Here is a 22,724-nt window from a genome sequence, read left to right as displayed (position 1 = left end):
TTAGCTCCAGTTTCCCGGAGTTGTTCCGCAGGGATGGGTAGATTCCCACGTGTTACTCACCCGTCTGCCGCTCCCCTTGCGGGGCGCTCGACTTGCATGTGTTAAGCCTGCCGCCAGCGTTCGTTCTGAGCCAGGATCAAACTCTCAAGTTGAGAATTCAATCATGACTAATCACTTTGTTCTGAATCGACGAGAACATTTTTATATGTACACCAAACGCTTCACAGCGCTCGTTTCCATCGTTCTCATTCAAAACGTGACCGTCATTTTGTCTTCTAAACAGACCGAAACCTAAGCTTCAGTCCGCGAAAACCCGCCGACCACGTTTCTCTTTCTTCTCATATTCAATTGTCAAATAACCGACGATCCAAAACCCGAAAGCCTAAACCGTCACAAAAAACACCAAAACGCATCAGTTCTTCGAGACCTAACCGGAGCCCGGTCCCAATCAGCAAACGCCAATCTTTAGTGGTTTTCTTTAGAACGAGAAACTTCGTCGCTAGCAGCGCCGCCGCCCTCGTCAGTGAGCGGGTTATAGTCCCACACCCCCGAAAACGTCAACTGGCTATTTTCATAAATCTGCAAACAATCGTGCATGATACTGATTTTACAAGATTTATTCGATTTCAAGGCCGACCAGGGCGATTTTGCCTCTTAAACCTCAACCGGACTAACAACAGAGCGCGGCGAGAACCGTCATTCCGCTTAACTGTCGCCCATGGCCTGGATCCCTGCGGACTGCCTGAGGTCCCGTTCAGCCCTCTCAATGGCGCTGGCGTTCAAAACCTTGCGTGAAAGAGCGACCGCGACCGCTCTCGTACGCAGATTGAACCAGCCCTCATTTCCCTGCCCCGGCGTCTCATAAACACCGAGCTTTTCGTAAAGCTGCTGCAGGCGGTTCTGTACGCTGCGCAGTGACAGATGTTTTCGCTTGGCGATCGCCTTATCGGTCAATCCCAGCGCCACATCGACAAGGATTTCGTATTCGGCGTCGGTAAGGCCGGGGGAGTTGCCAAAACTCTTCTGCTGACCGCGCACTTCCCGATCGATCACACACTGGGATTCAACGAAAACGCTGCGCAGTGCAAGTTTCAGCCGTTCTTCCGAAGCCGACTTCAGCACATAGCCATAAATCGCGCCCTCCGGCACGATCCGCGCCACGCCACGCACATAGGCTTCGTCGGAATAGTTCGACCAGAAGAGGATTTTGGTATCCGGTCGCTCGCGCCAGATCGTGCGGGCGGCCTCGATCCCGTTGCGTTCGCTCATCTGCAGGTCCATGACGACATGCTCGACCCGCGATGTCCGGGCCTGTACTTCGCCTTTCAGGCCATTTCCCGCCTCGATTACCTGCCCGCATTCCGGCAATGCCGCACGAACCGCCTCGTTGAGAAATGTGCGGTGAAGGGCGTCGTCCTCGACAATCAGCACGTCCATCGTCAAGCCTCCACCAAGATAGCGTGATCGGTCGAAAGGGTCAGCCGCATGCGTGTTCCGCCCCCCTCACTGTTACAGGCCGGATTGCGGCCGATTTCGAGCCGGGCCGCAATCAGCCGGGCACGGGTCTTCATGTTGTCGATACCGTGCCCGGCCATTTCCTTGATCTCTGCAAGACCGCGACCATCGTCTTCCACCTCGATGGAAAGCGAGTGACAGTTTTTTGTGATGTGCACGATGATATTTTCGGACTGCCCATGGCGAATGGCGTTATTCACCGCTTCCTGAACGATACGAAACAGCGCGACGGCCACCGTCGGATTGAGGTCACGAAGATTGCCACCGCTTTCGTCGATCATCTTCCATCGGATCGACTGGCCGCTTTCCCGAACCGACCGTTCCAGATGGTTCTCGATTGCTTCCGCAACACCGAATAGCTGCAATACCGTGGGCTTGGCTTCCTCGATGATCTGGCGAAGGTCATGCATGCATTGCTGCATCGCCCGACATAGCGGTTCCAACGCGTCGCCCGAGACAGCAGGCAGATGGGTCAGCCGCTCCATGCGGCGCGTCAGCCTTGTCAGATCAGCAAGCGTTTGGTCATGCAGATCCATGCCGATGCGCTGGCGTTCTGCTTCCAGTGCCTCCGTCAGCTTCAGCGCCCCGAAACGCAGGCCCTCTTCCCGTGCGCGCGCTTCCGTTTCGATGACGGCGGAGCGTTTCGCCTGCTCGGCCGCACGCAAAGCAAAGAAATAGGGCGCCAGAAGATCGGCCACGGCACGGGCGTTTTCGACATCTTCCTGGTTATAACAATCGCTCTGCCGGCTGGAGCAGCTCAGCGCACCGATCACATCGCCCTGCACCTTCAGCGGCACATGCAACCGGCTATGCAGCGAAAGCTCGATGATCGGGCTTGAAAACGCGCCTTTGAAATGAAATCGCGGGTCGGTGCACGCATCCCCTGAGAGCAGGAAATCCACCTCGCCCGAAAGCAGTGTGCGAATAGGGCTTCCAGTCAAAAGCGCCGGCGGGTGCTGGCTCCAGGCGGTATCAAGTCCGCTCTCATAGGCAATATGGTATTTTCCATCCAGCATCTTGATGCAGACGTCGAGATGATCATGCGGGATGATATGGCTGATCTCGTCCGCCACCGCCTTGATGATCGCATCGAAATCGAGCTGTCCCGCCAGAAGCCGGGAAATCCCCAGATAGCGGTCGAACAGCGAGTTACGCGCCGTATTGAACATGGGCGGACCTCCTCCAGTCCTTCAGCCGTCAATTAAGCGTGAGCTTTTTAAGCTTGTCATGCGGGGACCCGCAGATTTTGCGCGCAAACCCGCAGAAAGCCTGCTTGGATGCGCCTGTACTTTGTCAAGAAACTCCTCCATCCTCGATTTACTGAGCAAAAGGGGCTCAGGGCAATCATTATCTCCGGATTACCGTTGAGGAGCGGCCCGGACGATATGCAGGGAGCTATTTGGGAGGAAATCATGACCATCAGAACGATGCTGGCGGCATCCGTCGCCTTTGCATGCCTGTGCGCACCCGCACTCGCCGATACGTCATCCAAAAAGATCGCGCTGTCGAACAATTATGCCGGCAATTCCTGGCGTCAGGCGATGCTGACAAGCTGGGACAAAATCACCAAGGAGGCCGTCTCCAAGGGGGTGGTCGCGGCAGCCGACCCGTTCACCACCGCTGAGAACCAGGCGACCGAGCAGGCGGCCCAAATCCAAAACATGATATTGCAGGGTTATGACGCGATCGTCGTCAACGCAGCCTCGCCAACTGCGCTTAACGGTGCGATCAAGGAAGCCTGTGATGCCGGCATCACCGTCGTTTCCTTCGATGGCATCGTGACGGAACCCTGCGCCTGGCGCATCGCCGTCGATTTCAAGAAGATGGGCGAAAGCCAGATCGACTATCTCGCCAAGAAACTGCCAAAGGGCGGCAATCTTCTCGAAATCCGCGGCCTCGCCGGTGTTTCGGTCGATGACGAGATCCATGCAGGTATCGCAGCCGGCGTCTCCAAGAACTCGCAATTCAAGATCGTCGGTTCGGTGAATGGTGACTGGGCGCAGGACGTTGCCCAGCGTGCTGTCGCCGGCATCCTGCCGAGCCTGCCGGAAGTGGCAGCCGTCGTCACCCAGGGCGGTGACGGATATGGTGCTGCCCAGGCCTTTGCCGCCGCCAAGCGCCCGACGCCGACCATAGTCATGGGCAACCGTGAGGACGAGCTCGTCTGGTGGAAGCAGCAGAAGGACAAGGACGGCTACGAGACCATGTCGGTCTCGATCGCTCCGGGCGTCTCGACGCTGGCATTCTGGGTGGCGCAGCAGATCCTCGACGGCAAGGAGGTCAAGAAGGACCTTGTCGTGCCCTTCCTTCGGATCGATCAGGCCAATCTGGAAGAAAATCTGAAGACGACCCAGAAGGGCGGCGTGGCGAATGTCGAATATTCGCTGGAAGACGCCCAGAAGGTGATCGACGCCAAATAGCGTCGCCTCCCGCGTGCCGGGGCGCGAAGGCGCCCAACCCCTACGCGTCCCGGTATTGTCCGACACATCAAAATCGACAGCGATTGCATGACCAAGACCTTGAAGCGAGAAGAGGTTGTGGCAGCGCGTGGCGTCCGTGTGACGTTCGGCGCCGTCAAGGCGCTCGATGGCGCAGACCTCGTGATCCATGCCGGAGAATGTATCGGGCTGGTCGGCCATAACGGCGCCGGTAAGTCCACCATCGTCAATGTCATCAATGGAGGGCTGACACCGCATGACGGTTCGCTCACCTATAGTGGCCGCGAATTTCACGGCATATCGGCGGCCCGTGCCAACGGCGTGCGTTGCGTCTTCCAGGAATTGTCACTGTGCCCGAATCTGACTGTCGGCGAAAATGCCCGCATCATGCATGCGGAACTCAAGGGATGGGCCTGGCGAAAGCGGGCGCTGGCCTTGGTCGAGAGCCAGTTGCAGGACATATTCCCCGGTCATTCGATCGATTGCGACTCGACGGTCGATGATCTGTCGATTGCCGAGCGACAGATGGTCGAGATCGCCATCAGCTTTGCCGGCATAGATCAGCGACCCAAACTCGTCATTCTCGACGAGCCGACATCTTCGCTGGACGCCGGGGTTGCGGCGCAACTGATGGCCTATATCCGCAAATTCGTCGGCGAAGGTGGTTCGGTTCTGCTGATTTCGCACATTCTCGGCGAAATTCTCTCCACCTCCGACCGCATCGTGGTGATGAAGGATGGCCGTGTGGTGGCTGACCGAATGGCATCCGAGTTTTCGACCCGCAGCCTTGTCGAGGCGATGGGCAATGTGGTGCGCGAACAGGAATTCTCGCGTTCGGCCACGAGCAGGACCGGGGAGCCGGTTCTTTCCATGCCGCCGCGCCGCGGGCATGGACTTGCGTTCCAGGCATGGCGTGGCGAGATGATCGGCCTTGCCGGCCTCGGTGGCCATGGCCAGACAGAAGCGTTGCTCGACCTCTATCTCGATCGCAACAGCAACTGGTGGCCGAAGAGGCAGCGCGAAATCGCCTTTGTCGCCGGAGACCGCAGCCTGAACGGCACATTCCCGCTGTGGAGCATCCTCAAGAACTTGTCGATCGCTTCGCTTGGCCAGCTTTCGACCAACCGCATAGTTGACCGGGCGCGAGAAGAAACACTGGGGGCCTCCTGGAAACAGCGGATAGAAATTCGCACCCCGGATATGGAAAACCGCCTCCTGTCGCTCTCGGGCGGCAACCAGCAGAAGGTACTTTTCGCCAGGGCTCTGGCGACCACGGCCAGCACGGTGCTGATGGATGATCCGATGCGCGGCGTCGATATCGGCACAAAGCAGGAGGTCTATGAAATCCTCCGCTCGGAAGCTGCCAACGGACGCACCTTCATCTGGTATTCGACAGAGATGGACGAAATCCGCCTCTGTGACCGGGTTTACGTTTTCCGCGACGGTGCGATCGCGGCAGAACTTGTCGGCGATGAGATCACCGAGAAGAACGTGCTGGCTGCCTCCTTCCACGAGGGAGACGCGGCATGAAATTGTCTTCCGGCACGATCCGCCTGATCATCCCCGCTGCATCTCTGGTGCTGCTGCTCGCCGCCGTCTTCTACATGCAGCCGCGCGCCATGAGCTATACGGGGCTCAATCTTCTGTTCAATCTCGCAGTCCCGATCGCACTCGCGACCATAGCCCAGATGCTGATCATGTCGGTCAACGATCTCGATCTGTCGATGGGCACATTCGTGAGCTTCTGCGCCTGCGTTTCCGCCACGTTCCTGCAATCATCGCCGGCGCTCGGCATCCTGATCTTTCTCGGTGCTATTGCCGCCTATGCGCTGATCGGCGTCGTCATCTATGTGCGCGACCTGCCCTCCATTGTGGTTACGTTAGGGATGAGTTTCGTCTGGGGCGGACTTGCCGTCCTTATCCTCCCCTCGCCGGGCGGCACCGCGCCGACCTGGGCGCGTTGGCTGATGACAGCCAAGCCGCCGCTGGTGCCGATGGCGATCGTCGCCAGCATCCTGATTGCCGCAGTCACCCACTGTATCGTTATGCGCTCGTCCTTCGGCGTGCTGATGCGCGGTGTCGGCGGCAATGATCGCTCGGTGGAACGCGCCGGCTGGTCCGTGCTCGGGCTGCGCGCCGCTACCTATGCTCTGGCAGGCTTTTTCGCCGTGCTTGCCGGCATCGCTCTGGTCGGCCTCACAACCTCCGCCGATGCCAATATCGCGCTTCGCTATACGCTGCTGTCGATCGCCGGTGTCATTTTGGGTGGGGGCCAGTTCGTCGGCGGCAAGGTTTCGCCTATCGGCGCCGTCATCGGGGCGCTGACACTGACGCTCGCCGGTTCTTTCCTGTCCTTCATGCGCATTTCGCCGGACTGGCAGATCGGCGCACAAGGCGCGATCCTGATCGTCGTGCTCGCCCTGCGCCTTGCCCTCAACCGTCTGGAAAAGCGGGAGAAGAGCGAATGACCCTGCATCACCTTCTCATGGCAAAACCGTGGATCTGGTCGTTTGCCGCGACGATCACCGTCTGGATCGTCACGGTGCTCTTCACCGGCGGTGCAAGTTCTTTCGGCCTGTCTCAGGCAGCTCTTACCTTCGCAGCCTTTTCGGTCGTCGTCGGTATCGGCCAGATGTTCGTCATCACGCTCGGGCCGGGCAATATCGATCTTTCTGTCCCCGCCACAATGACGCTCTCCGGCACGCTTGCCCTGAAGCTGATGGACGTGCAGGATGGCATGATCGTCGTCGGATTGCTCGCCTCGATCGGCATCGGCCTGATCATCGGGATCGGCAATTATGTGCTGATCAAGGCGTTGCGCATACCGCCGATCATCGCCACGCTGTCAATGAGCTTCATCGTCCAGTCGGTGGCGATCTGGAGCAATCGCGGCCTGCGCATCAAACCACCTGAAACGCTTGCCGACTTCGCCACCTCCAGCCTGTTCGGCATCCCGAATGTCGCGCTCGTGGCACTAATCCTCTCGATCGCCGCCTGGGTGCTTCTGGAAAAATCCATCTATGGCCGCTGGATTTCGGCGATCGGGCAAAGCACGTTCGCGGCCCGCATGGCCGGTATCCCGGTCGATGGCACGCGGCTTGTCACCTACATGCTCTGCGCCGTGCTCGCCTCCGTCTGCGGTTATCTGCTGGCGAGCTTTTCCGGAGGTGCTGCGCTCAACATGGGCTCGGAATATCTGCTGATGTCGATCGCCGTCGTCGTCATCGGCGGCACTGCTGTGGCGGGCGGGAATTCCAACATCCCGGGCATCTGGGGCGCATCGCTGTTTATGTTCCTCGTCGTATCGATGCTCAACACCTACGGCTTCGGTGCCGGTTTCCGCCTCATCCTCACCGGCCTCATCATCATAGCCGTCATACTGCTTGCCGGCGGCCGGCAATCGCTTCGCTAGTCGATCAATCAAACCGGACACAATGCCATGTCACAGACCTCGTCCATCTACGAAATCCACGATGATCGCTTCCGGTTCCTGATCGTTCCGACCTCGCCGTTGGATGAGCTTTATTCCGAATGCCGCTGGGCGGAAGGACCGGTCTGGTTTGCCGATCAGGGCTCGTTGATCTGGAGCGACAATCCCAATGAACGGATGTTGCGCTGGGTCGAAGGCGGCGATGTTTCCGTCTTTCGCAGCGCATCGAATTTTTCCAATGGCAACACCAGAGACCGGCAGGGCCGGCTGGTGACCTGCGAACACGGCACCCGCCGTGTGACTCGCACCGAAATCGACGGCTCGATCACCGTGCTTGCCGACAGCTATCAGGGCAAGCGGCTTAATTCGCCCAACGATGTGGTTGTGCGCTCCGACGGCAGCGTCTGGTTCACCGACCCCACCTACGGGATCATGTCGAATTACGAGGGTTTTCGCGCCGATCCGGAACAGGAAACCCGCAACGTCTATCGGCTAGATCCACAAACCGGCGAGATTGATGCCGCCGTGACCGATTTCGGCCAGCCGAACGGCCTCGCCTTTTCGCCGGATGAAACCATCCTTTATGTGGCGGATTCTTCATCCAGCCATGATCCTGGCAGGCCACGCCACATCCGCGCCTTTGACGTAGTAGAGGGCCGAAAGCTGACGAACAGCCGAGAGTATTGCACCATCGATACCGGTTTGCCGGACGGGTTCCGCGTCGATGTCTATGGCAATGTCTGGACCAGCGCCGGAGATGGCGTGCACTGCTTCGGGCCGGATGGAAAGCTTCTCGGCAAGATCCTCATCCCGCAAACGGTAGCAAATGTTACCTTTGGCGGCCCGCGGCGCAACCGCCTGTTCATCACCGCGACCCGATCGCTTTATGCCGTCTATACGGCAACGATCGGCATGTCCCTCGGTTAGCAAGCGCTACGCGCCTCGCCCGGATGCGCCTATTCTCGAAAGCAGAATGACCGGCAAGACACTGATCGCGACGATGGCAAGCGCCGCGATCGAAGCTTCTTCATAGGTGCCACGCGCCGCTTCGCCATAGAGATGAGTTGCAAAGGTTTCGACATTGAGCGGTCGCAGGAGAAGCGTCGCCGGCAGCTCCTTGATGCAGTCGACGAACACAAGCAGGGCAGCCGCCGAGATCGCAGCCTTCGACAACGGCAAATGCACATGCCGAAACGTGCCGGCCGTCGATTGCCCGAGCGTACGTGATGCGTGATCGAAAGACATCGGAATGCGCGACAGGCCAGCCTCGATGCCGCCGGCAGAGATCGCCAGGAACCGCACGGTAAGTGCGTAGACCACCGCCGCGCCCGATCCCATGAACAAAAGCCCGGTCGAGACACCGAACCAGTCAAACGCGGTGCTATCGATGAACCGGTCGAGGCCGGCCAGCACGATCAGCACGCCGATCGCAACAACGGTACCCGGTGCGGCATAACCGACAGTCGACATGCGAAGCAACGTGGCGGAAGTCTTGCCCGGACGCAGACGGGTCGCATAGGCGACAACAAGCCCGAGAGAAATGGTTGCGACCGTTGCCAATATTGCGATGGTGAGCGTGCTGATCGCCTCGCCGACAAGGCGTGAGGAAAGGCCGGCGAACTGATAACGTTTCCAGGCCTCGGTGGTGAGGTAGAGCGCCGGAGCGGCGAAACCGAGCAAGACCGGCAGAGCCCCCGCGAGAAAGAGCAATATGCCCTTCACGGCAGGCACTTTCTGAGGTGTCAGACCGCGGCTGCGGCGGGCATCCGTCGCGTAACGCTGTTTGCGCCGCGCCCACCGCTCGACAGCCACCAGTGCAACCACGATCAGCAGAAGCGCGAGCGCGATCTGCGAGGCGCCGGGCAGATCGGTGCGGGTGATCCAGGTCGTATAGATCGAAACCGTCATGGTTCTGACCCCGAGAAACTCGGCCGCCCCGACATCGTTTAGCGTTTCCATCAGCGCAAGCGCGACACCGATCGCCACAGCCGGCCGCGCCAGCGGCAGCGCAACACGCCAGAAGATCGCCCGACGGGACACACCCAGCGTGCGGGCCGCATCGACGAGATTGCCCGATTGCGTGAGAAACATCGCCCGTGTGGGAATGTAGACGTAAGGGTAGAGTACGAAGCCGAGCAGCAGGATACAGCCCGTCATGGAGCGGATGTCGGGCAAGCGGAATTGCCGTGGCGTCTCATACCCCAGGAACCAACGGATAGCCCCCTGCACCGAACCGATCGGGTGAAGGATATCGAGATAAGCATAGGCGATGATGTAGGTCGGCACCGCAAGCGGCAACAAGAGCGCCCATTCCAGAACACGCCGTCCCGGAAAATCATAGGCGGTTACCAGCCAGGCGGTCGTGGTCCCGAGCAACGCGGTAACTACCCCCACTCCAATAAGCAGGATAATCGTATCGACCAATGCCACCGGCAGAATGCTGGAAAAAAGATGCGCCCAGAGACCCGCCGATCCCTTCAGCGCTTCGAGGGCCAAACCGGCGATCGGCAGGATGACGATCAGCGCGGCGATGGCGGAAACAGCAAGCCAGTTTCTGCCCGAACGGCCAGCATGGCTGACGACCGATGGTTCGGCGACCGGGTTGCTGGCAGGCATAGACATATCCATGAGATAAAAGACGCGAGGCGCTCCAGTACCGAAGCGCCTCGCGCATTCCTTAATTGTCGAAGCTGACCTTGTCGACCAGTTCGCTTGCCTGCTTGCGATGGCTGACGATTTCGGAAAGCGGCTTGTTGTCGATCTTCAACTCGCCGAATGCGGCGATGATCGGATCGGCAGCAACGCCGGTCTTGACCGGATATTCGTAGTTGGCCTCGGCATAGATCTTCTGGGCTTCGTCGGAGACGAGATATTCGAGGAACTTCACGGCCTCTGCCTTGTTTGGCGAATTCTTGGCAACGGCCGCACCGCTGATGTTCACCTGAGTGCCACCATTCTTGAAGGTCGGCAGCACGACCTTGATCGCCTCGGCCCACTTGACCTGTTCCTCGCCGCCCTTGCCGGATTTCATCAGGCCGACATAGTAGGAATTGGCGATGCCGATATCGCAAATGCCACCGAGAATGTCCTTGGCCGCGTCGCGGTCACCACCTGCAGCCTTGCGCGCCAGGTTGGCCTTCACACCGGTCAGCCACTTTTCGGTTTCTTCCGCGCCGTAATGGGCGATGTAATCGGCAAAAAGCGCGGTATTGTAGGGATGCTGGCCAGAGCGGATGCAGACCTTGCCCTTCCACTTCGGATCAGCCAGATCCTCGTAGTTGAAGGAGGCGAGGTCGAGATCCTTGGCGGCGTAAAGCACGCGCGCACGGTAGGAAAGACCGAACCAATGGCCCTTGCCGTCACGCAGTTCTGCCGGAACGGCGCCGCTGAGAACGGAGGATTCGATCGGCTGCGTCACGCCCTTTTCGGCGAGATCGACGAGATTACCGGCATCGACCGCCATCAGGATATCGGCCGGCGAGCTTGCGCCTTCCGATGCGACGCGTTCAGCCAATCCATCCTTCAGGAATACCGTATTGACCTTCGTGCCGGTCGACTTGGTATAGGCTTCCAGAAGCGGGGCGATCAGGGCCGGTTCACGCGTGGTGTAGACGTTGATCTCAGCGGCAGATGCCAGCGACGGAGCCACGAACATCGAAGTGGCCAAAAGCGTGGAGGTGAAGAAAGCGTGCGGGTTCATGATACTCCCCCTTTGGAATGAACACGCAACGCTTGCAGCAGTTCTTGACCTGATTGGTCAAGTTTAAAATTCAACCGAAGATACCCATCACGCAAACTTTATCGCGTCGAAAAGGCACCAAAACAACCAGTAAGAGCATCAAAATGCCAGCACGCGCTCAGCAGCAATGGAAATCGTGACCCAATCCGAGCCTTCCGGAAGGCGGTCGAGAGCAATGGCTCTTAACGGTGTCTCCAGTCCCTCGACCGCGAGCAGAATATGTTCGGTTTCTCCATGAAAGACCCGTTGCTTGACGCGTGCGGGAATATCGCCCCGGTCAAGCGAAATGGAAATTGCCTGTGGCCGGATGTGGACGATTGCCTTTCCGTCGTCAGCTGTCCTGTGGTTCAGTTGGAAACTGCCAATCGCAGTCTCGATCCTGCCGCCTTTGCAGATCCCCGGAACCTTGTTCGAAAGGCAGAAAAAGTCGGCCGCATAGGCGCTTGTCGGCCGGTCATAAAGATCATAGCCGGATCCTGCCTGCACGATTTCGCCCGAACGCATCAACACCACACGGTCACCGGTGGAAAGGGCTTCCTGCGGATCATGGGTGACCATGATGACGGTCGTGTCGAGCGATTTCAAAAGCGACAACGTTTCGGCCCGCACCTGTCCACGCAAGCCCTGATCGAGGTTGGAGAATGGTTCGTCCATGAGAACGATGCCGGGCCTCGGCGCCAGCGCCCTTGCAAGCGCCACACGCTGCTGCTCACCACCTGAAAGCGTGTGCGGAAAGCGCTCCATCAGGTGCTCAATCCCGATGCGCCGAATGACATCCTCGGCATTGGCGTTAGCCTGAGCCTGTGAGTGCCGTTTCAGGCCGAAAAGAATGTTATCGCGGACGCTGAGATGCGGGAAAAGTGCGTAATCCTGGAAGACGAAACCAACGCCGCGCGTTTCCGGCTCGACGAAATGCCGGCCGTCAACCTCGCGACCATCGAGAAAGACCTGGCCGGAATCGATGGTTTCAACGCCTGAAATGATGCGCAGCAGGGTGGACTTTCCACAGCCCGAGTGACCGACGAGCGAAACAACTTCTCCTTTTCGAATATCGATCGATACGTCGCGGACGGCTGCTGTCGTTCCGAACGAGCGACTGACATTGTCGAGTTTTACGGCGATATCTTTTTTCATGGCGTTCCTGCCCCCTGTGGCGCGGGAAACTGCCATAGCGATCCGGTAGAGTGAAGACCACCACAATCACGATGAGGCGAAATCGACATCGCCTCATCGGCTCCTGTTAATTCATTATCCCAGGAAACCGCGATGCGACTGGGCATCTGTCGGCCAGTTCTGAAGTGTGTGAATACGCTTCGCCTCATGCATCAGGGGAATTGAGCAAACCACTAGAACGAGCACAGCAACATAGATCATGCCGGGACGGGTTTTAAACGCATTCACGAGACGCCGACTCCTACTCCGATTGCCGCAAGATGCGACGCGAAGCTGACATCTGGCTGAACGCGACGCGCGCAGGAGAAGATTTTCAACATTCAGGTGACAGTCAGGATCGGATGCAATTTCGCCGGCAACAGAAACTGCCGGGAGCCTCCTCCTTGTCCATTTTAAGTATGTCCCGCCCTGCCCGCTGCTTCGTCCGGCCGCAGATCGGCAGCGTCACTCTCGCCGTCTTCGGGGCTCTCTACCTGATTGCCTTTACCAACCGCACGTTCTTCACGCGGGCCTATAGCTATTTCGACAGCCACTTGGCATTTGGAGCATTTGCTCTGGGTTTAACCTGCCTGTTTGCCGCCTTCATGATCGCAGTCTCGGTCAAATATCTTCTGAAACCCGTCCTGATCCTGATGATCGTCAGTGCCGCGTCGGCCTCATGGTTCATGGATCGGTTCGGCACCATCATCGATGTCGACATGATCCGCAACGCGGCGCAGACGACCCCGTCTGAAGCCGGCCACCTGATTACCGCGGCCTATCTGCTGCACATGTCGATTTTCGGTCTGATTCCAGCGCTTCTGGTCTGCTGGGTTAGAATCGAGCACCGCAAATTCTTTTCCAAGGTTGGCTGGAATCTCGCCGCGATTGTGCCGCTTCTCCTCATCGCTCTAGCCTGTGGCGTCAGCAGCGCGCGCAGCATCGCCTCTGTCGCGCGTCTGCACAAAGACATGATCATGACACTCAACCCGTTCCTGCCGATCGGCAGTGCGGTCGCCTTCACATTGGCCAGTGAAGCGGACAAAAACATCGTGGCAAAGCCACTCGGTACCGATGCAAAAGTTGCCTCCTCCCCGACATCGGGCAAGCCACGCGTACTGATCATCGTGACCGGAGAAACCGCCCGCGCCGAAAACTTTTCACTTAGTGGTTATAACCGCGAGACCAATCCCGAACTCAAGAAGCGCGACATCACCTACTTCTCGCAAACCTCAAGCTGCGGCACGGCGACTGCGGTCTCGGTGCCCTGCATGTTCTCCAACCTGACACGGCACGGCTATTCCCATCGCGCCGGACTTGCGAACGAAAACCTGCTCGACGTGCTTGGCCATGCCGGCATCAAGACGGAATGGTGGGACGACAATACGGGCAGCAAAGGTGTCGCCGACCGCACCGTTTACCGGTCCTTCTCGGATGCAAACGACCCGCGTTACTGCAAGGATCACGAATGCCTCGATGACGGCATGGTTGCCGAACTCGACGGCTGGCTTGCAAATCTCAAGGGCGACAGCGTCCTGGTTCTGCATCAGCTTGGCAGTCACGGCCCGGCCTATTACCAGAGATACACGCAGGAATTTGCTCGTTTCACGCCGGAATGCCTCACAGCCGAGCTCGGCACCTGTGATCGCCAGGCAGTCGTCAATGCCTACGATAACAGCATTCTTTACACCGACCATATCCTGGCCTCGGTCATCGACATCCTGAAAGCGCGTGAAGACAAGATCGCTCCCACAATGATCTACATGTCCGACCACGGCGAGTCGCTCGGCGAAAACGGGCTGTACCTGCACGGCGCGCCCTACATCATAGCCCCGTCGCAGCAGACCCATGTCCCCTTCGTTCTGTGGCAGGGAACCGAAATGAAAGCTTCGGTCGACGCTTCCTGTGTCTCGAAACGAGCAGGTAACGAAGCCTCGCACGACAATCTCTTCCACACTGCGCTCGGCGTCATGGCGGTCAAGACCTCGGTCTACAATCCCGATCTCGATGTGCTCGGCACGTGCCGCAAGGCGGAAGGAAAACCAAACTCATGACCGTTCCCGATTATGCCCCCATCGGAACGGTCGGAAGGCCGGTCACAAAAAAAGCTGATGAACTGCCGCCTGTCTCCATCAGCCCCTCGTCCCCCATCGAGAAAGTGACCGGCAGCCGGCACCTCAAGGCAGCGTTCGGCTATTCGCTGAATGGTGCCTTGAGGTTGCTGCGCGAAACCGCATTCCGCCACGAAATCATTGCCGGCGTGGCAATATTCGCGGCTTTTGCCGCGGTCGGTGCGCGCTTCTCCGATTACGTGATGATGGCAATCGTCATGCTGGGCCTTTTTGCAGCGGAAGCGCTCAACACGGCCATTGAAGAGATCATCGACCGCATCTCGCCCGAATGGTCCGAAACCGGCCGGCATGCCAAGGATCTCGGCTCTTTTGCCGTATTCTGCCTGCTTGTCGTGAACGGTCTGACCGCCGCTTTCGTCATAATCCCGAAACTCATATTGCTATGATGCCGGAGGCAGCTCCTTCCCCTCTCGAATTTTATCCCCCTCCTCTGCTAAACGGTGGGTATAAGATAATATCGCGATGGGACGGAGCAGGCAGTTTGAGGGTTCTTCTGGTTGAAGATGATGCAACGCTTGGAGAAGCGGTCCGCGATCATGTTGCAAGTGGCGATCATGCCGTCGATTGGATGAAGACGATCGACACGGCGACAAGCGCGCTTGCAACGACGAGCTATGGCTTGATCCTGCTTGACCTTCGCCTGCCCGACGGCAGCGGGATTGCTCTTCTGAAGGAATTCCGCGCCCGAGGCGTTACCACGCCGGTGATCATTCTGACGGCGCATGACCAGATATCTGACCGTATCGAAGGCTTGAATAGCGGCGCAGACGACTATCTGGTGAAGCCGTTCAATCTCGGTGAACTGACGGCGCGGATGCTGGCGGTGAGCCGCCGTTACAGCGGCCGGCCGGTGTCTCTGGTGCGCATCGGAGACATAGAAATAGACGCCGCAACCCGCCGGGTGACAGTTGGAGGCGAGGTCATTGATCTATCCAGCCGCGAATGGGCGGTGCTGGACAGCCTTTCGGCGCGCCCGGGGGCCGTGGTATCGAAGCCTCAGATCGAGGAAGCCCTTTACGCCTTCGGTTCCGAAATCGAAAGCAACACCGTCGAGGTCTATGTCAGCCGGCTGCGCAAAAAGCTCGGTCGGGATCACATCGCCACGCTGCGCGGTATCGGCTACCGGCTGGGACGCGAACAATGAGCCTTTTCAGCCGGGCGACCGGCCCGTCCATGACCCGGCGGCTGATCCTGTCGCTGACATTTGCCATGACCTTCCTCTGGCTGCTGGCGGTCGGACTAGGCCTGGTGGTGATGGAAGAAGAGCTTGCCGAAATTTTTGACGGCACGCTTCAGGATACCGCAGAACGGCTCGTGCCGCTGGTCGTCGACGACCTCGAACATCGCGGTATGGCGGGCGGCCCTTCCGACAGCGCCCAAAGTGCAGCACCACAACAACTGCAGACAGCCAGCTCGAGCGGAGATCATGAATATCTGATCTACCAGGTACGCGATCCTTCCGGCCGTGTGTTGATCCGATCTCATGACGCGCCCGAACGGGCATTCGAAACACCGTTAAAAGCAGGTTTCTGGAAAGACCCAACCTATCAGTTCTACACCGCGACAAGCGAGGATCGTAAAATCTTCGTTCAGGTTGCAGATGCCTTCGAGAACCGCGAAGAGGCCGTTAGAGAGGGTGCAATCGCTCTGTTTCTTCCTCTGATACTGCTGATTCCGGTCAGTGGGATGATGATCTGGCTGGTGGTTCGCCGGGCCGTGAAACCGGTCAGCGAACTGCGCCGCGAAATCGAGACCAAGGATGGCGGCAATATGGAGCCGATCGATGCGTCCATCCTGCCGCGCGAACTGCAGCCGATCGCAGTTTCCGTCAACCTGCTGATGATGCGGCTCAGAACAGCACTCGATGCCGAGCGGGAGTTCACCTCCAACAGCGCGCACGAGTTGCGCACGCCGATCGCCGGCGCTCTGGCGCAAACGCAGATGCTGATCGCCGAATTGACCGACAGTTCCAGCCGTCATCGTGCAAGCCAGATCGAGGCATCGCTGACACGTCTCAGCCACCTTGCCGAAAAGCTGCTTCAGCTGTCGCGTGCCGAGGCGGGTATAGGCATTGCCGACAAACCGGCTGATCTCGGTCGCATATTGGAAATGGTTTTGACCGATTTCTGGCGCGGCATGGCCAACCCTTCGCGCCTGATATTCCATCGCGCACCCGATGCGCAGCTGACAGGTCCGTTCAGCGAAGACGCCTTTGCCATTGTCCTGCGAAACCTGATCGAAAACGCGCTGGTACATGGCAGACCGGAAGAACCGGTCGAAGTGTTTCTCGAAGACGGCGGGCCTGTGCGCATCGTCAATGCTGCACCTGCAATGACGGAAACCGAACTTGCCTCGATCCGCAGGCGCTTCAGCCGCGGCAAGACGGAAGCCGCAGGGTCAGGGCTTGGCCTCTCGATTGTCGAAAGATTGCTCGGGCAGATGAACGGCCATCTCGTGCTGCTATCACCCGCGAGTGGCAGGGATGACGGATTCGAGGCAAGGATCGTTCTGTCGTAAAACGACAAGCGCGACCGGATATTCGGCCGGTCGCGCCATTTTCAGCTCAACATGTGAGGCTGTGATTACTTCTTGATGGCTTCGACGTCGATATCGAGCGCGATTTCCGGACCGATACCGAAATCGGTCATCTTGGTGATACCGAAGTCGACGCCGTTAAACGAACCGGTCGCGGAAAAGCCGGTCTTGATCGTGTTTGCATCCCAAGGCAGCGGGGATTCCCCATTCCAGGTAACGTCGAGAACTACCGACTTGGACGTGCCGAGCAGGGTCAGGTCACCGGTTACCTTTGCGGTCTTGTCGCCGGTCTTTTCAATCGAGGTGCTCTTGAAGGTGACCTGTGGGAATTCTTCGGCGTTGAGGAAGTCCGGGCTCTTCAGGTGCGTGTTACGCTTCTCGTCATTTGTGTCGATGCTTGCAGCTTCGAGAGCGATTTCAACCGTGCTCTTGGTGACATCATCCTTGTCGAAGGAGATGGTGCCGGAAACAGCCTTGAATGCGCCGTGGGCCTTTGCCCAGCCGGCATGGCTCGTCTTGAAGCCGACCCATGCATGCGTCGGATCGACTTCATAGCTGTCAGCTGCGAATACCGCACCGGTCATGAACATGCCGGCAAGGGCAGTGGTGAGAATTAGGCGTTTCATGGTTTTTCCTTACATATGTTGATGGTGTTCGTGATGGGATGGTGTCCGGCAAGCCGGATTGGTGAAACTTTGAGCTCAACCGCCGGCAAGCATGGCGACAAGGATGGCAGCGATTGCAGGAATTGCGGTCAGAGCGCCGATGATCAGCGGCTGTAGGAACCGCGCGCGGTTCACAAAACCAAATTCTCGCCAGTTGAGAACCGCGAAGATGGCGACAGGCAGAACCGAAAGAACAAGCGCAGTCGGCGCAGCGCTCGGCGACAGCAGCACAGTCATCGTAGCGCCCATAGCAGCGGTCCAGATGAAGGAAAGTGCTGCAAATTTCCCAAGAACGAAGGCTGCATCATCGCCTCGGATATAGGAAATGTAGCGAACCAGCAGCCAGCCACCGAACAGGGCGGCCAGCGCGCCGTTCATCTGCGCCATGCCGATATAGCCGCCCATGATCGCGGTGAGCGCCGTTCCAATCGCGGTTGCGAGCAGCGCAGCCGGCAAGGCGGCTGGAGAAGACCGCTTGGCCTGCCGCCCCGACACGGCTGCAATCTCGATCGCGACGATGACGAGCACGATGGCGAGCGTCGCCGCTTTCGTCGCATTGGCCGCGAGAACGTTCTTGCCGAGCCACCATGCCGGAGCTGCAAGCGAGACGACGCCGACCAGCGCCACGATCCATCGGTTCACGAATTGTCGCAACAGAACGCCAAGCACTGCAAAGACAACGCCACCGATAACCAGCAACAAGGGCAGCTTCTGTTTCGCCGCAATCGGCGGGAATGGCGGAAGGCCTTCGATCGAAACGCTCGCGATGGCAGCGGCAACTGGTATCAGCAGTGCCGTCAGCAGAACGGCTCGAGAAGTTGCACCCTTGCCGGCCAGTGCAATCACCGCACCGAGAACAAGCGGCAACAGGACGGAAGTCAGAAGAATTTGGGTCAGCATGCGTATCGATCCCGAATATTTGCCGATTTCAGAGAATGTCTTGAGCGGTTTGCCTAGATCGCAGCTGGTAGCCAAGGCAGCAGATCCGCGAACTCCAGAGCCGGGCCAACGGGTATGATCCCGTTCGGATTAAGGCTTTCGATCGAGTAATAGCCACGTTTGATGTGATCGATGCTGACCGTCTCCGCGATGCCCGGAACGGATAGGATGCGGCGCAGATAGTGGCTGAGGTTAGAATAATCCGAGATACGCCGCAGATTGCATTTGAACTGCCCGTGATAGGCGGCGTCAAAGCGCACGAGCGTAACAAAGAGGCGAATATCGGACTCGGTCAGGCGCTCGCCGACGAGGAAGGTCTTCGCCGACAGCAGCCTCTCCAATTCGTCAAGCATGCCGAATACGTCATGAAAAGCCTCTTCATAGGCTTCCTGCGTGGTGGCGAAGCCCGCGCGATAAACGCCATTGTTGAGGCGCGGATAAATGCGCTCGTTCAGGGCATCTATCTCATGGCGAAGAGCTTCCGGATAAAGATCGACACTCTCGTCGGCCAGAGAGCCGAAACCGCTGTTGAACATCCGCACGATGTCGGCCGATTCATTGTTGACGATCGTGCCTGTCTTCTTGTCCCATAGAACGGGAACCGTCGCGCGGCCGGTAATATGCGGATCCACCCGTGTGTAGAGTTCGTGCATATAACGGGCGCCGTTCACCGTATCCTCGGTAGAGCCGGGATAGGTGCCGAACTGCCAGCCTTCCTTTGTCAGCGCCGGCTTCACTACCGAGACGGAGACGAGGTCATCGAGCTTCTTGAGCTTGCGGGCGATCAACGTTCGCGAAGCCCAGGGGCAGATCAGTGCGACATAGAGATGATAGCGGCCTGCTTCAGCTGTGAATCCGCCCGCTCCGGTCGGCCCGGCCGATCCATCCGGCGTGATCCAGTTCCGGAAGCTGGATGTCTGGCGTACGAATCCGCCTTTCGCATCCTTGGCCTGTACCGGTTGCCAGTCAGCAGTCCATTTGCCATCTACGAGCACGGTCTTTTCCCAACGTAGTTACACCGACGGCGCGAAGCCATCACCGGCCACACTATGCATTCGCTCCAGTAACATGATAATCAACTATCCGAGCATTACAGCTCACACCTTGAGAGTGAGATAATCATGCTGGATCGCATCGCCGGAATGGAGGTTTTCGCCAGGATCGCCGCAATCGGCAGCCTGTCCGGAGCCGCAAGAGCGCTCGGCATGTCGCCAACCATGGCCACCAAGCACATGGCAGCGCTCGAAGATCGACTCGGCGTAAAACTTCTGCATCGCACCACCCGCAAGATAACCCTGAACGAAGCCGGGCGGCGCTATCTGGAAAGTGTCGAGCGTATTCTCTCCGAACTTTCGGAAGCCGATGCAACGGCAGCTGCGGAGCGAATGGAAGTCAGCGGAACGCTTCGCGTCAATGTGCCGGTTTCATTCGGCGTTCGGGAAATCGTACCGTTATTGGCGGAGTTCGCCGAACTGCACCCGGCATTGAGTGTCGATCTGGGCCTGAGCGATCGTACCGTCGATCTCGTCGAAGAAGGTTGGGACGTCGCCATCCGTATCGGCAGGATCGAAGACCAGAGCCTGATAGCCCGCAAGATCGCACGCTGTCGCATGCTCGTCGCCGCATCTCCCGCCTATCTTGCGAGGCGATCGATCCCCACATCGGTATCGGAACTGGGATCGCATAACTGCCTCGGTTACACCCTGTCCAGCTCGGTTGGTCCCGATCGTTGGCGATTTGGCCTCGATGGCTCAATCATCGTTCCGGTTACGGGAAACCTCCATGCCAATAACGGTGACGCCCTGGTGGCGGCCGCTTTGGCGGGTCAGGGCATGATCTACCAGCCGACCTTTCTGGTCGGCGATGATATCCGCGCCGGCCGGCTGGTGTCGGTCACGCTCGACGAACCTCTGATGGAATTGCCTGGCGTGTTCGCCATCTATGCAAGCAACCGGCGACCGCCGGCAAAGGTGCGCGCCTTCATCGATTTCCTGGCCGGCAAATTCGCACCTGCACCCCGCTGGGATCGCGATCTTCCAACTTCGGCCGAATAGATTTTAAGCAACCGGTAAAACTCGGCAGTTCGGCAGCGGCCGCCTACCATGCGTTGATGGCGAATGCGTCAAGCGGGATTTTCAGGTAGCTCGTGCCATTGGCTTCGGGAACCGGCATCCGCCCGGCATTAAGGTTGATCTGCAAGGCATGCAGCATCAGGCGCGGAAATGGCAAGGTCGCATCCCGCCCCTCGCGCAGTCGGATAAATGCCTCCCGCCCTTCACCAACATGCGGGTTTTCCGCCTTCTGCTGGCCAACCGTGCTCTCCCACAGGGCCTCGCGTCCGCCCGGACGGTAGTCGTGCCCGGTGAACAGCCGCGTATCGTCGGGAAGAGCAAGAATCGCGTCGACCGAAGACCAAAGACTTGCGGCACTGCCGCCGGGAAAATCTGCACGGGCACTGCCGCTATCCGGCATGAACAAAGTGTCGTGAATAAAAGCCGCATCGCCGACGACATAGGTCACCGATGCCAGCGTGTGGCCCGGCGAATGGATGACCCTACAGACCATGTTGCCGATCCGGAAGTTCTCGCCATCGGCGAAAAGCCGATCCCATTGCGATCCATCCGTCTTCATTTCCGGCATGTTGTAGATTTTCTGCCAGAGTTTTTGAATATCGACCACTTTGGCGCCGATCGCGGTCGGGGCGCCCGTCTTTGTCTTCAAATAGGTCGCCGCGGAAAAATGATCCGCATGAGGATGCGTATCCAGTATCCATTGCGCCGTAAGCTGCTCACCTTCGACATAGGCGAGGATCGCATCCGCGCTCGATGTCTTCGTGCTCCCCGATTTCTCATCGTAATCGAGCACCGGGTCGATGATCGCGCAATCTCTCGTTTCCGGATCGCTCACCACATACTGAATGCTGCCGGTGCGCTCGTCGTAGAAACCTTTGACCAGAGGATTGGCGTTCATTACATGAGTTCCGGACGGTTGAAAAAATCAGTTTCGATATGCCCATTCTTTCGACGACTTTTCCATGCCGAACAAGGCCGGCTTATCTACTCTGCTTCTCGTTTTCACTGTCGTCTGGAAGAGCTGTCAGCGCTTTTATCCCTTCGATGACTGAGCGGAGATAAACGCGTCATACTGCTGAATGAGGGTCTTCATGGCAGCATCGACGAACCCACGATCGATCCCCGCTGCAAACTCGATCCGGCTTTTCTTGCCATCGGTATGTAGCTGCGCGAAAATCTTTCCCTTGTTGTCCTTCAACAGCACAGGCTCTGCAGGCTGGCGTTTTTCGGGCTGGGAGAGATGATTGAAGACGAGCTGGAACCGGTCATCGCTCACGGATGACTGGAAATCGGCACCGGATATCTCGGCCACAGCCGAAGCCTGAGCTGCCTTCGAGGAGAGAAGTTCACCAAGTTTCATCCAGCGATCACGGCCAGCCTTCGGAGCTGCGCCAATCGCCCGAATGAGCGTATCCGGCACAGCCTCGACCACCTGCAGCAGCCGCGACAACTCGCTTTTCTGAACCGACAGTGCTTCACCGATCACCTTCCGGTCAAAACCGCCGGCGAGAAGGTTTTTGGCAAACACAGCGCGCTCGATGAAGGAGAGGTTGCGGCGCTCGGCATTTTCCTTGCCCTGAGCCAAAACCAATTCGTCATCGGACAACGACCGAACGATTGCCTTGACCTCGATCCCGAGGCGCGAAGCAGCGCGAATGCGGCGATGACCATAGGCCGTCTGGTATCGGCCTGGCCTTTCCGGATGATTGCGCAACAGCACAGGCACCTGCTGTCCGCTCTCGCGCATGCTTTCGATAAGGGTCGCGAGGTCCTCGTCGTCCTGATCGTCCAGTCGCAACCGGTCTTCGACGAAGGACGAATCGATCTTCTCAGGATGGATCGAGACGACCCGCTCGCCTTCGCTGAGCGCTTGGCGCAGCAGGCGAGCTTCTTCGGCTTCACGGGTCATGGCATTGAGCGAAAGGCCCATTGCCTTTACCGCGCCGGCGGCGCTACGTCCCGTCGGATTGGCCGCGGGAGCAGGCACTTCAATCGCCGGCTTCGGTGCCGATTGCGCCTCGGGCGCAGGTGCAGCACCGGGCGCAAGCCCGCCTCCGAACAGCGCTCTCAATTCGTTTTTCCGGCTACCTACCATGATCTGAAACCT

The 22,724-nt window shown here is 58.5% G+C and carries 20 protein-coding genes and 1 rRNA gene; 10 read left to right on the top strand and 11 right to left on the bottom strand.

The window, feature by feature from the left end:
- The 3 genes from JZX87_RS25090 to JZX87_RS25080 form a co-directional block, all read right to left on the bottom strand.
- A 16S ribosomal RNA gene (locus tag JZX87_RS25090) occupies positions 1-152 on the bottom strand; the annotation flags it as partial.
- A gap of 553 nt (positions 153-705) precedes the next feature.
- Positions 706-1,437 carry a response regulator transcription factor gene (locus tag JZX87_RS25085; protein ID WP_206828649.1) on the bottom strand — a complete coding sequence of 244 codons (732 nt, stop codon included), beginning with the start codon at positions 1,435-1,437 and terminating at the stop codon, positions 706-708.
- A gap of 2 nt (positions 1,438-1,439) precedes the next feature.
- Positions 1,440-2,684: a GAF domain-containing sensor histidine kinase gene (locus tag JZX87_RS25080; RefSeq protein ID WP_206828648.1), complete on the bottom strand. Its 1,245-nt coding sequence runs from the start codon at positions 2,682-2,684 to the stop codon at positions 1,440-1,442.
- 243 nt (positions 2,685-2,927) lie between these two features.
- Here JZX87_RS25080 and JZX87_RS25075 point away from each other — a divergent pair, with 243 nt between their 5' ends.
- From JZX87_RS25075 to JZX87_RS25055, 5 genes are all read left to right on the top strand, one after another.
- Positions 2,928-3,935 (top strand): ABC transporter substrate-binding protein, encoded by a 1,008-nt coding sequence (locus JZX87_RS25075; protein WP_148145001.1) that lies wholly within the window; start codon positions 2,928-2,930, stop codon positions 3,933-3,935.
- Between the two features lie 87 nt (positions 3,936-4,022).
- Entirely contained in the window at positions 4,023-5,483 is a 1,461-nt protein-coding gene (locus JZX87_RS25070) for a sugar ABC transporter ATP-binding protein (RefSeq protein WP_206828647.1), read from the top strand.
- A complete protein-coding gene (locus JZX87_RS25065) occupies positions 5,480-6,421 on the top strand; it encodes an ABC transporter permease (protein ID WP_148145003.1) in 942 nt (313 codons plus the stop codon). The genes JZX87_RS25070 and JZX87_RS25065 overlap by 4 nt, the downstream gene beginning before the upstream one ends.
- The gene (locus tag JZX87_RS25060; RefSeq protein ID WP_148145004.1) at positions 6,418-7,365 is read left to right on the top strand and encodes an ABC transporter permease; all 948 of its coding nucleotides are present in this window, start codon (positions 6,418-6,420) and stop codon (positions 7,363-7,365) included. The genes JZX87_RS25065 and JZX87_RS25060 overlap by 4 nt, the downstream gene beginning before the upstream one ends.
- A 27-nt stretch (positions 7,366-7,392) precedes the next feature.
- Positions 7,393-8,310, top strand: coding sequence for an SMP-30/gluconolactonase/LRE family protein (locus tag JZX87_RS25055; protein WP_206828646.1), 918 nt, complete (start codon positions 7,393-7,395; stop codon positions 8,308-8,310).
- Positions 8,311-8,316: 6 nt separating this feature from the next.
- Here the strand turns inward: JZX87_RS25055 and JZX87_RS25050 are convergent, their stop codons facing one another.
- The 3 genes from JZX87_RS25050 to JZX87_RS25040 form a co-directional block, all read right to left on the bottom strand.
- Positions 8,317-9,999 (bottom strand): ABC transporter permease, encoded by a 1,683-nt coding sequence (locus tag JZX87_RS25050; protein ID WP_206828645.1) that lies wholly within the window; start codon positions 9,997-9,999, stop codon positions 8,317-8,319.
- Between the two features lie 61 nt (positions 10,000-10,060).
- Complete coding sequence (locus tag JZX87_RS25045; protein WP_286195038.1) at positions 10,061-11,038, bottom strand: Fe(3+) ABC transporter substrate-binding protein; 978 nt, start codon at positions 11,036-11,038, stop codon at positions 10,061-10,063.
- A gap of 183 nt (positions 11,039-11,221) precedes the next feature.
- Positions 11,222-12,256: an ABC transporter ATP-binding protein gene (locus tag JZX87_RS25040; protein WP_206828644.1), complete on the bottom strand. Its 1,035-nt coding sequence runs from the start codon at positions 12,254-12,256 to the stop codon at positions 11,222-11,224.
- 422 nt (positions 12,257-12,678) lie between these two features.
- On the opposite strand from JZX87_RS25040, the gene JZX87_RS25035 reads away from it, so the two are divergent.
- The 4 genes from JZX87_RS25035 (at position 12,679) to JZX87_RS25020 (ending at position 16,923) form a co-directional block, all read left to right on the top strand.
- Complete coding sequence (locus JZX87_RS25035; RefSeq protein WP_353654254.1) at positions 12,679-14,328, top strand: phosphoethanolamine transferase; 1,650 nt, start codon at positions 12,679-12,681, stop codon at positions 14,326-14,328.
- Entirely contained in the window at positions 14,325-14,792 is a 468-nt protein-coding gene (locus tag JZX87_RS25030; protein WP_148145009.1) for a diacylglycerol kinase, read from the top strand. Before JZX87_RS25035 ends, JZX87_RS25030 begins: the two co-directional genes overlap by 4 nt.
- Before the next feature lie 95 nt (positions 14,793-14,887).
- Positions 14,888-15,550: a response regulator gene (locus tag JZX87_RS25025; protein ID WP_148145010.1), complete on the top strand. Its 663-nt coding sequence runs from the start codon at positions 14,888-14,890 to the stop codon at positions 15,548-15,550.
- Complete coding sequence (locus JZX87_RS25020) at positions 15,547-16,923, top strand: sensor histidine kinase (RefSeq protein ID WP_286195037.1); 1,377 nt, start codon at positions 15,547-15,549, stop codon at positions 16,921-16,923. The genes JZX87_RS25025 and JZX87_RS25020 overlap by 4 nt, the downstream gene beginning before the upstream one ends.
- Before the next feature lie 65 nt (positions 16,924-16,988).
- Here the strand turns inward: JZX87_RS25020 and JZX87_RS25015 are convergent, their stop codons facing one another.
- The 3 genes from JZX87_RS25015 to JZX87_RS25005 form a co-directional block, all read right to left on the bottom strand.
- A complete protein-coding gene (locus JZX87_RS25015) occupies positions 16,989-17,567 on the bottom strand; it encodes a YceI family protein (protein WP_148145011.1) in 579 nt (192 codons plus the stop codon).
- Between the two features lie 75 nt (positions 17,568-17,642).
- Positions 17,643-18,506 (bottom strand): hypothetical protein, encoded by an 864-nt coding sequence (locus JZX87_RS25010; protein WP_148145012.1) that lies wholly within the window; start codon positions 18,504-18,506, stop codon positions 17,643-17,645.
- Between the two features lie 53 nt (positions 18,507-18,559).
- Positions 18,560-19,540, bottom strand: a complete 981-nt coding sequence (locus tag JZX87_RS25005) for a glutathione S-transferase family protein (RefSeq protein WP_148145013.1) — start codon at positions 19,538-19,540, stop codon at positions 18,560-18,562.
- 126 nt (positions 19,541-19,666) lie between these two features.
- On the opposite strand from JZX87_RS25005, the gene JZX87_RS25000 reads away from it, so the two are divergent.
- The gene (locus tag JZX87_RS25000) at positions 19,667-20,599 is read left to right on the top strand and encodes a LysR family transcriptional regulator (protein ID WP_206828643.1); all 933 of its coding nucleotides are present in this window, start codon (positions 19,667-19,669) and stop codon (positions 20,597-20,599) included.
- Positions 20,600-20,642: 43 nt separating this feature from the next.
- On the opposite strand, the gene JZX87_RS24995 is transcribed toward JZX87_RS25000, so the two are convergent.
- Together JZX87_RS24995 and repB are read right to left on the bottom strand one after the other, a co-directional pair.
- Positions 20,643-21,515 carry an MBL fold metallo-hydrolase gene (locus JZX87_RS24995; protein WP_148145015.1) on the bottom strand — a complete coding sequence of 291 codons (873 nt, stop codon included), beginning with the start codon at positions 21,513-21,515 and terminating at the stop codon, positions 20,643-20,645.
- A 135-nt stretch (positions 21,516-21,650) separates the two neighbouring features.
- Complete coding sequence (repB, locus tag JZX87_RS24990) at positions 21,651-22,712, bottom strand: plasmid partitioning protein RepB (protein ID WP_206828635.1); 1,062 nt, start codon at positions 22,710-22,712, stop codon at positions 21,651-21,653.
- Positions 22,713-22,724: the final 12 nt, after the last annotated feature.

The organism is Agrobacterium sp. Ap1, assembly GCF_017313375.1.
Classification (GTDB): Bacteria; Pseudomonadota; Alphaproteobacteria; order Rhizobiales; family Rhizobiaceae; genus Neorhizobium; species Neorhizobium cellulosilyticum.
This window is presented reverse-complemented; position numbering and strand designations above follow the sequence as displayed.

What these genes read in the sequence shown, in the direction of transcription:
- JZX87_RS25045 (WP_286195038.1), bottom strand. Translation starts at nt 11,038, where the DNA reads ATGTTCGTGGCTCCGTCGCTGGCATCTGCCGCTGAGATCAACGTCTAC.
- JZX87_RS25065 (WP_148145003.1), top strand. Translation starts at nt 5,480, where the DNA reads ATGAAATTGTCTTCCGGCACGATCCGCCTGATCATCCCCGCTGCATCT.
- JZX87_RS25040 (WP_206828644.1), bottom strand. Translation starts at nt 12,256, where the DNA reads ATGAAAAAAGATATCGCCGTAAAACTCGACAATGTCAGTCGCTCGTTC.
- JZX87_RS25015 (WP_148145011.1), bottom strand. Translation starts at nt 17,567, where the DNA reads ATGAAACGCCTAATTCTCACCACTGCCCTTGCCGGCATGTTCATGACC.
- JZX87_RS25075 (WP_148145001.1), top strand. Translation starts at nt 2,928, where the DNA reads ATGACCATCAGAACGATGCTGGCGGCATCCGTCGCCTTTGCATGCCTG.
- JZX87_RS24995 (WP_148145015.1), bottom strand. Translation starts at nt 21,515, where the DNA reads ATGAACGCCAATCCTCTGGTCAAAGGTTTCTACGACGAGCGCACCGGC.
- JZX87_RS25010 (WP_148145012.1), bottom strand. Translation starts at nt 18,506, where the DNA reads ATGCTGACCCAAATTCTTCTGACTTCCGTCCTGTTGCCGCTTGTTCTC.
- JZX87_RS25085 (WP_206828649.1), bottom strand. Translation starts at nt 1,437, where the DNA reads ATGGACGTGCTGATTGTCGAGGACGACGCCCTTCACCGCACATTTCTC.
- JZX87_RS25050 (WP_206828645.1), bottom strand. Translation starts at nt 9,999, where the DNA reads ATGCCTGCCAGCAACCCGGTCGCCGAACCATCGGTCGTCAGCCATGCT.
- repB (WP_206828635.1), bottom strand. Translation starts at nt 22,712, where the DNA reads ATGGTAGGTAGCCGGAAAAACGAATTGAGAGCGCTGTTCGGAGGCGGG.
- JZX87_RS25060 (WP_148145004.1), top strand. Translation starts at nt 6,418, where the DNA reads ATGACCCTGCATCACCTTCTCATGGCAAAACCGTGGATCTGGTCGTTT.
- JZX87_RS25070 (WP_206828647.1), top strand. Translation starts at nt 4,023, where the DNA reads ATGACCAAGACCTTGAAGCGAGAAGAGGTTGTGGCAGCGCGTGGCGTC.
- JZX87_RS25055 (WP_206828646.1), top strand. Translation starts at nt 7,393, where the DNA reads ATGTCACAGACCTCGTCCATCTACGAAATCCACGATGATCGCTTCCGG.
- JZX87_RS25030 (WP_148145009.1), top strand. Translation starts at nt 14,325, where the DNA reads ATGACCGTTCCCGATTATGCCCCCATCGGAACGGTCGGAAGGCCGGTC.
- JZX87_RS25000 (WP_206828643.1), top strand. Translation starts at nt 19,667, where the DNA reads ATGCTGGATCGCATCGCCGGAATGGAGGTTTTCGCCAGGATCGCCGCA.
- JZX87_RS25020 (WP_286195037.1), top strand. Translation starts at nt 15,547, where the DNA reads ATGAGCCTTTTCAGCCGGGCGACCGGCCCGTCCATGACCCGGCGGCTG.
- JZX87_RS25080 (WP_206828648.1), bottom strand. Translation starts at nt 2,684, where the DNA reads ATGTTCAATACGGCGCGTAACTCGCTGTTCGACCGCTATCTGGGGATT.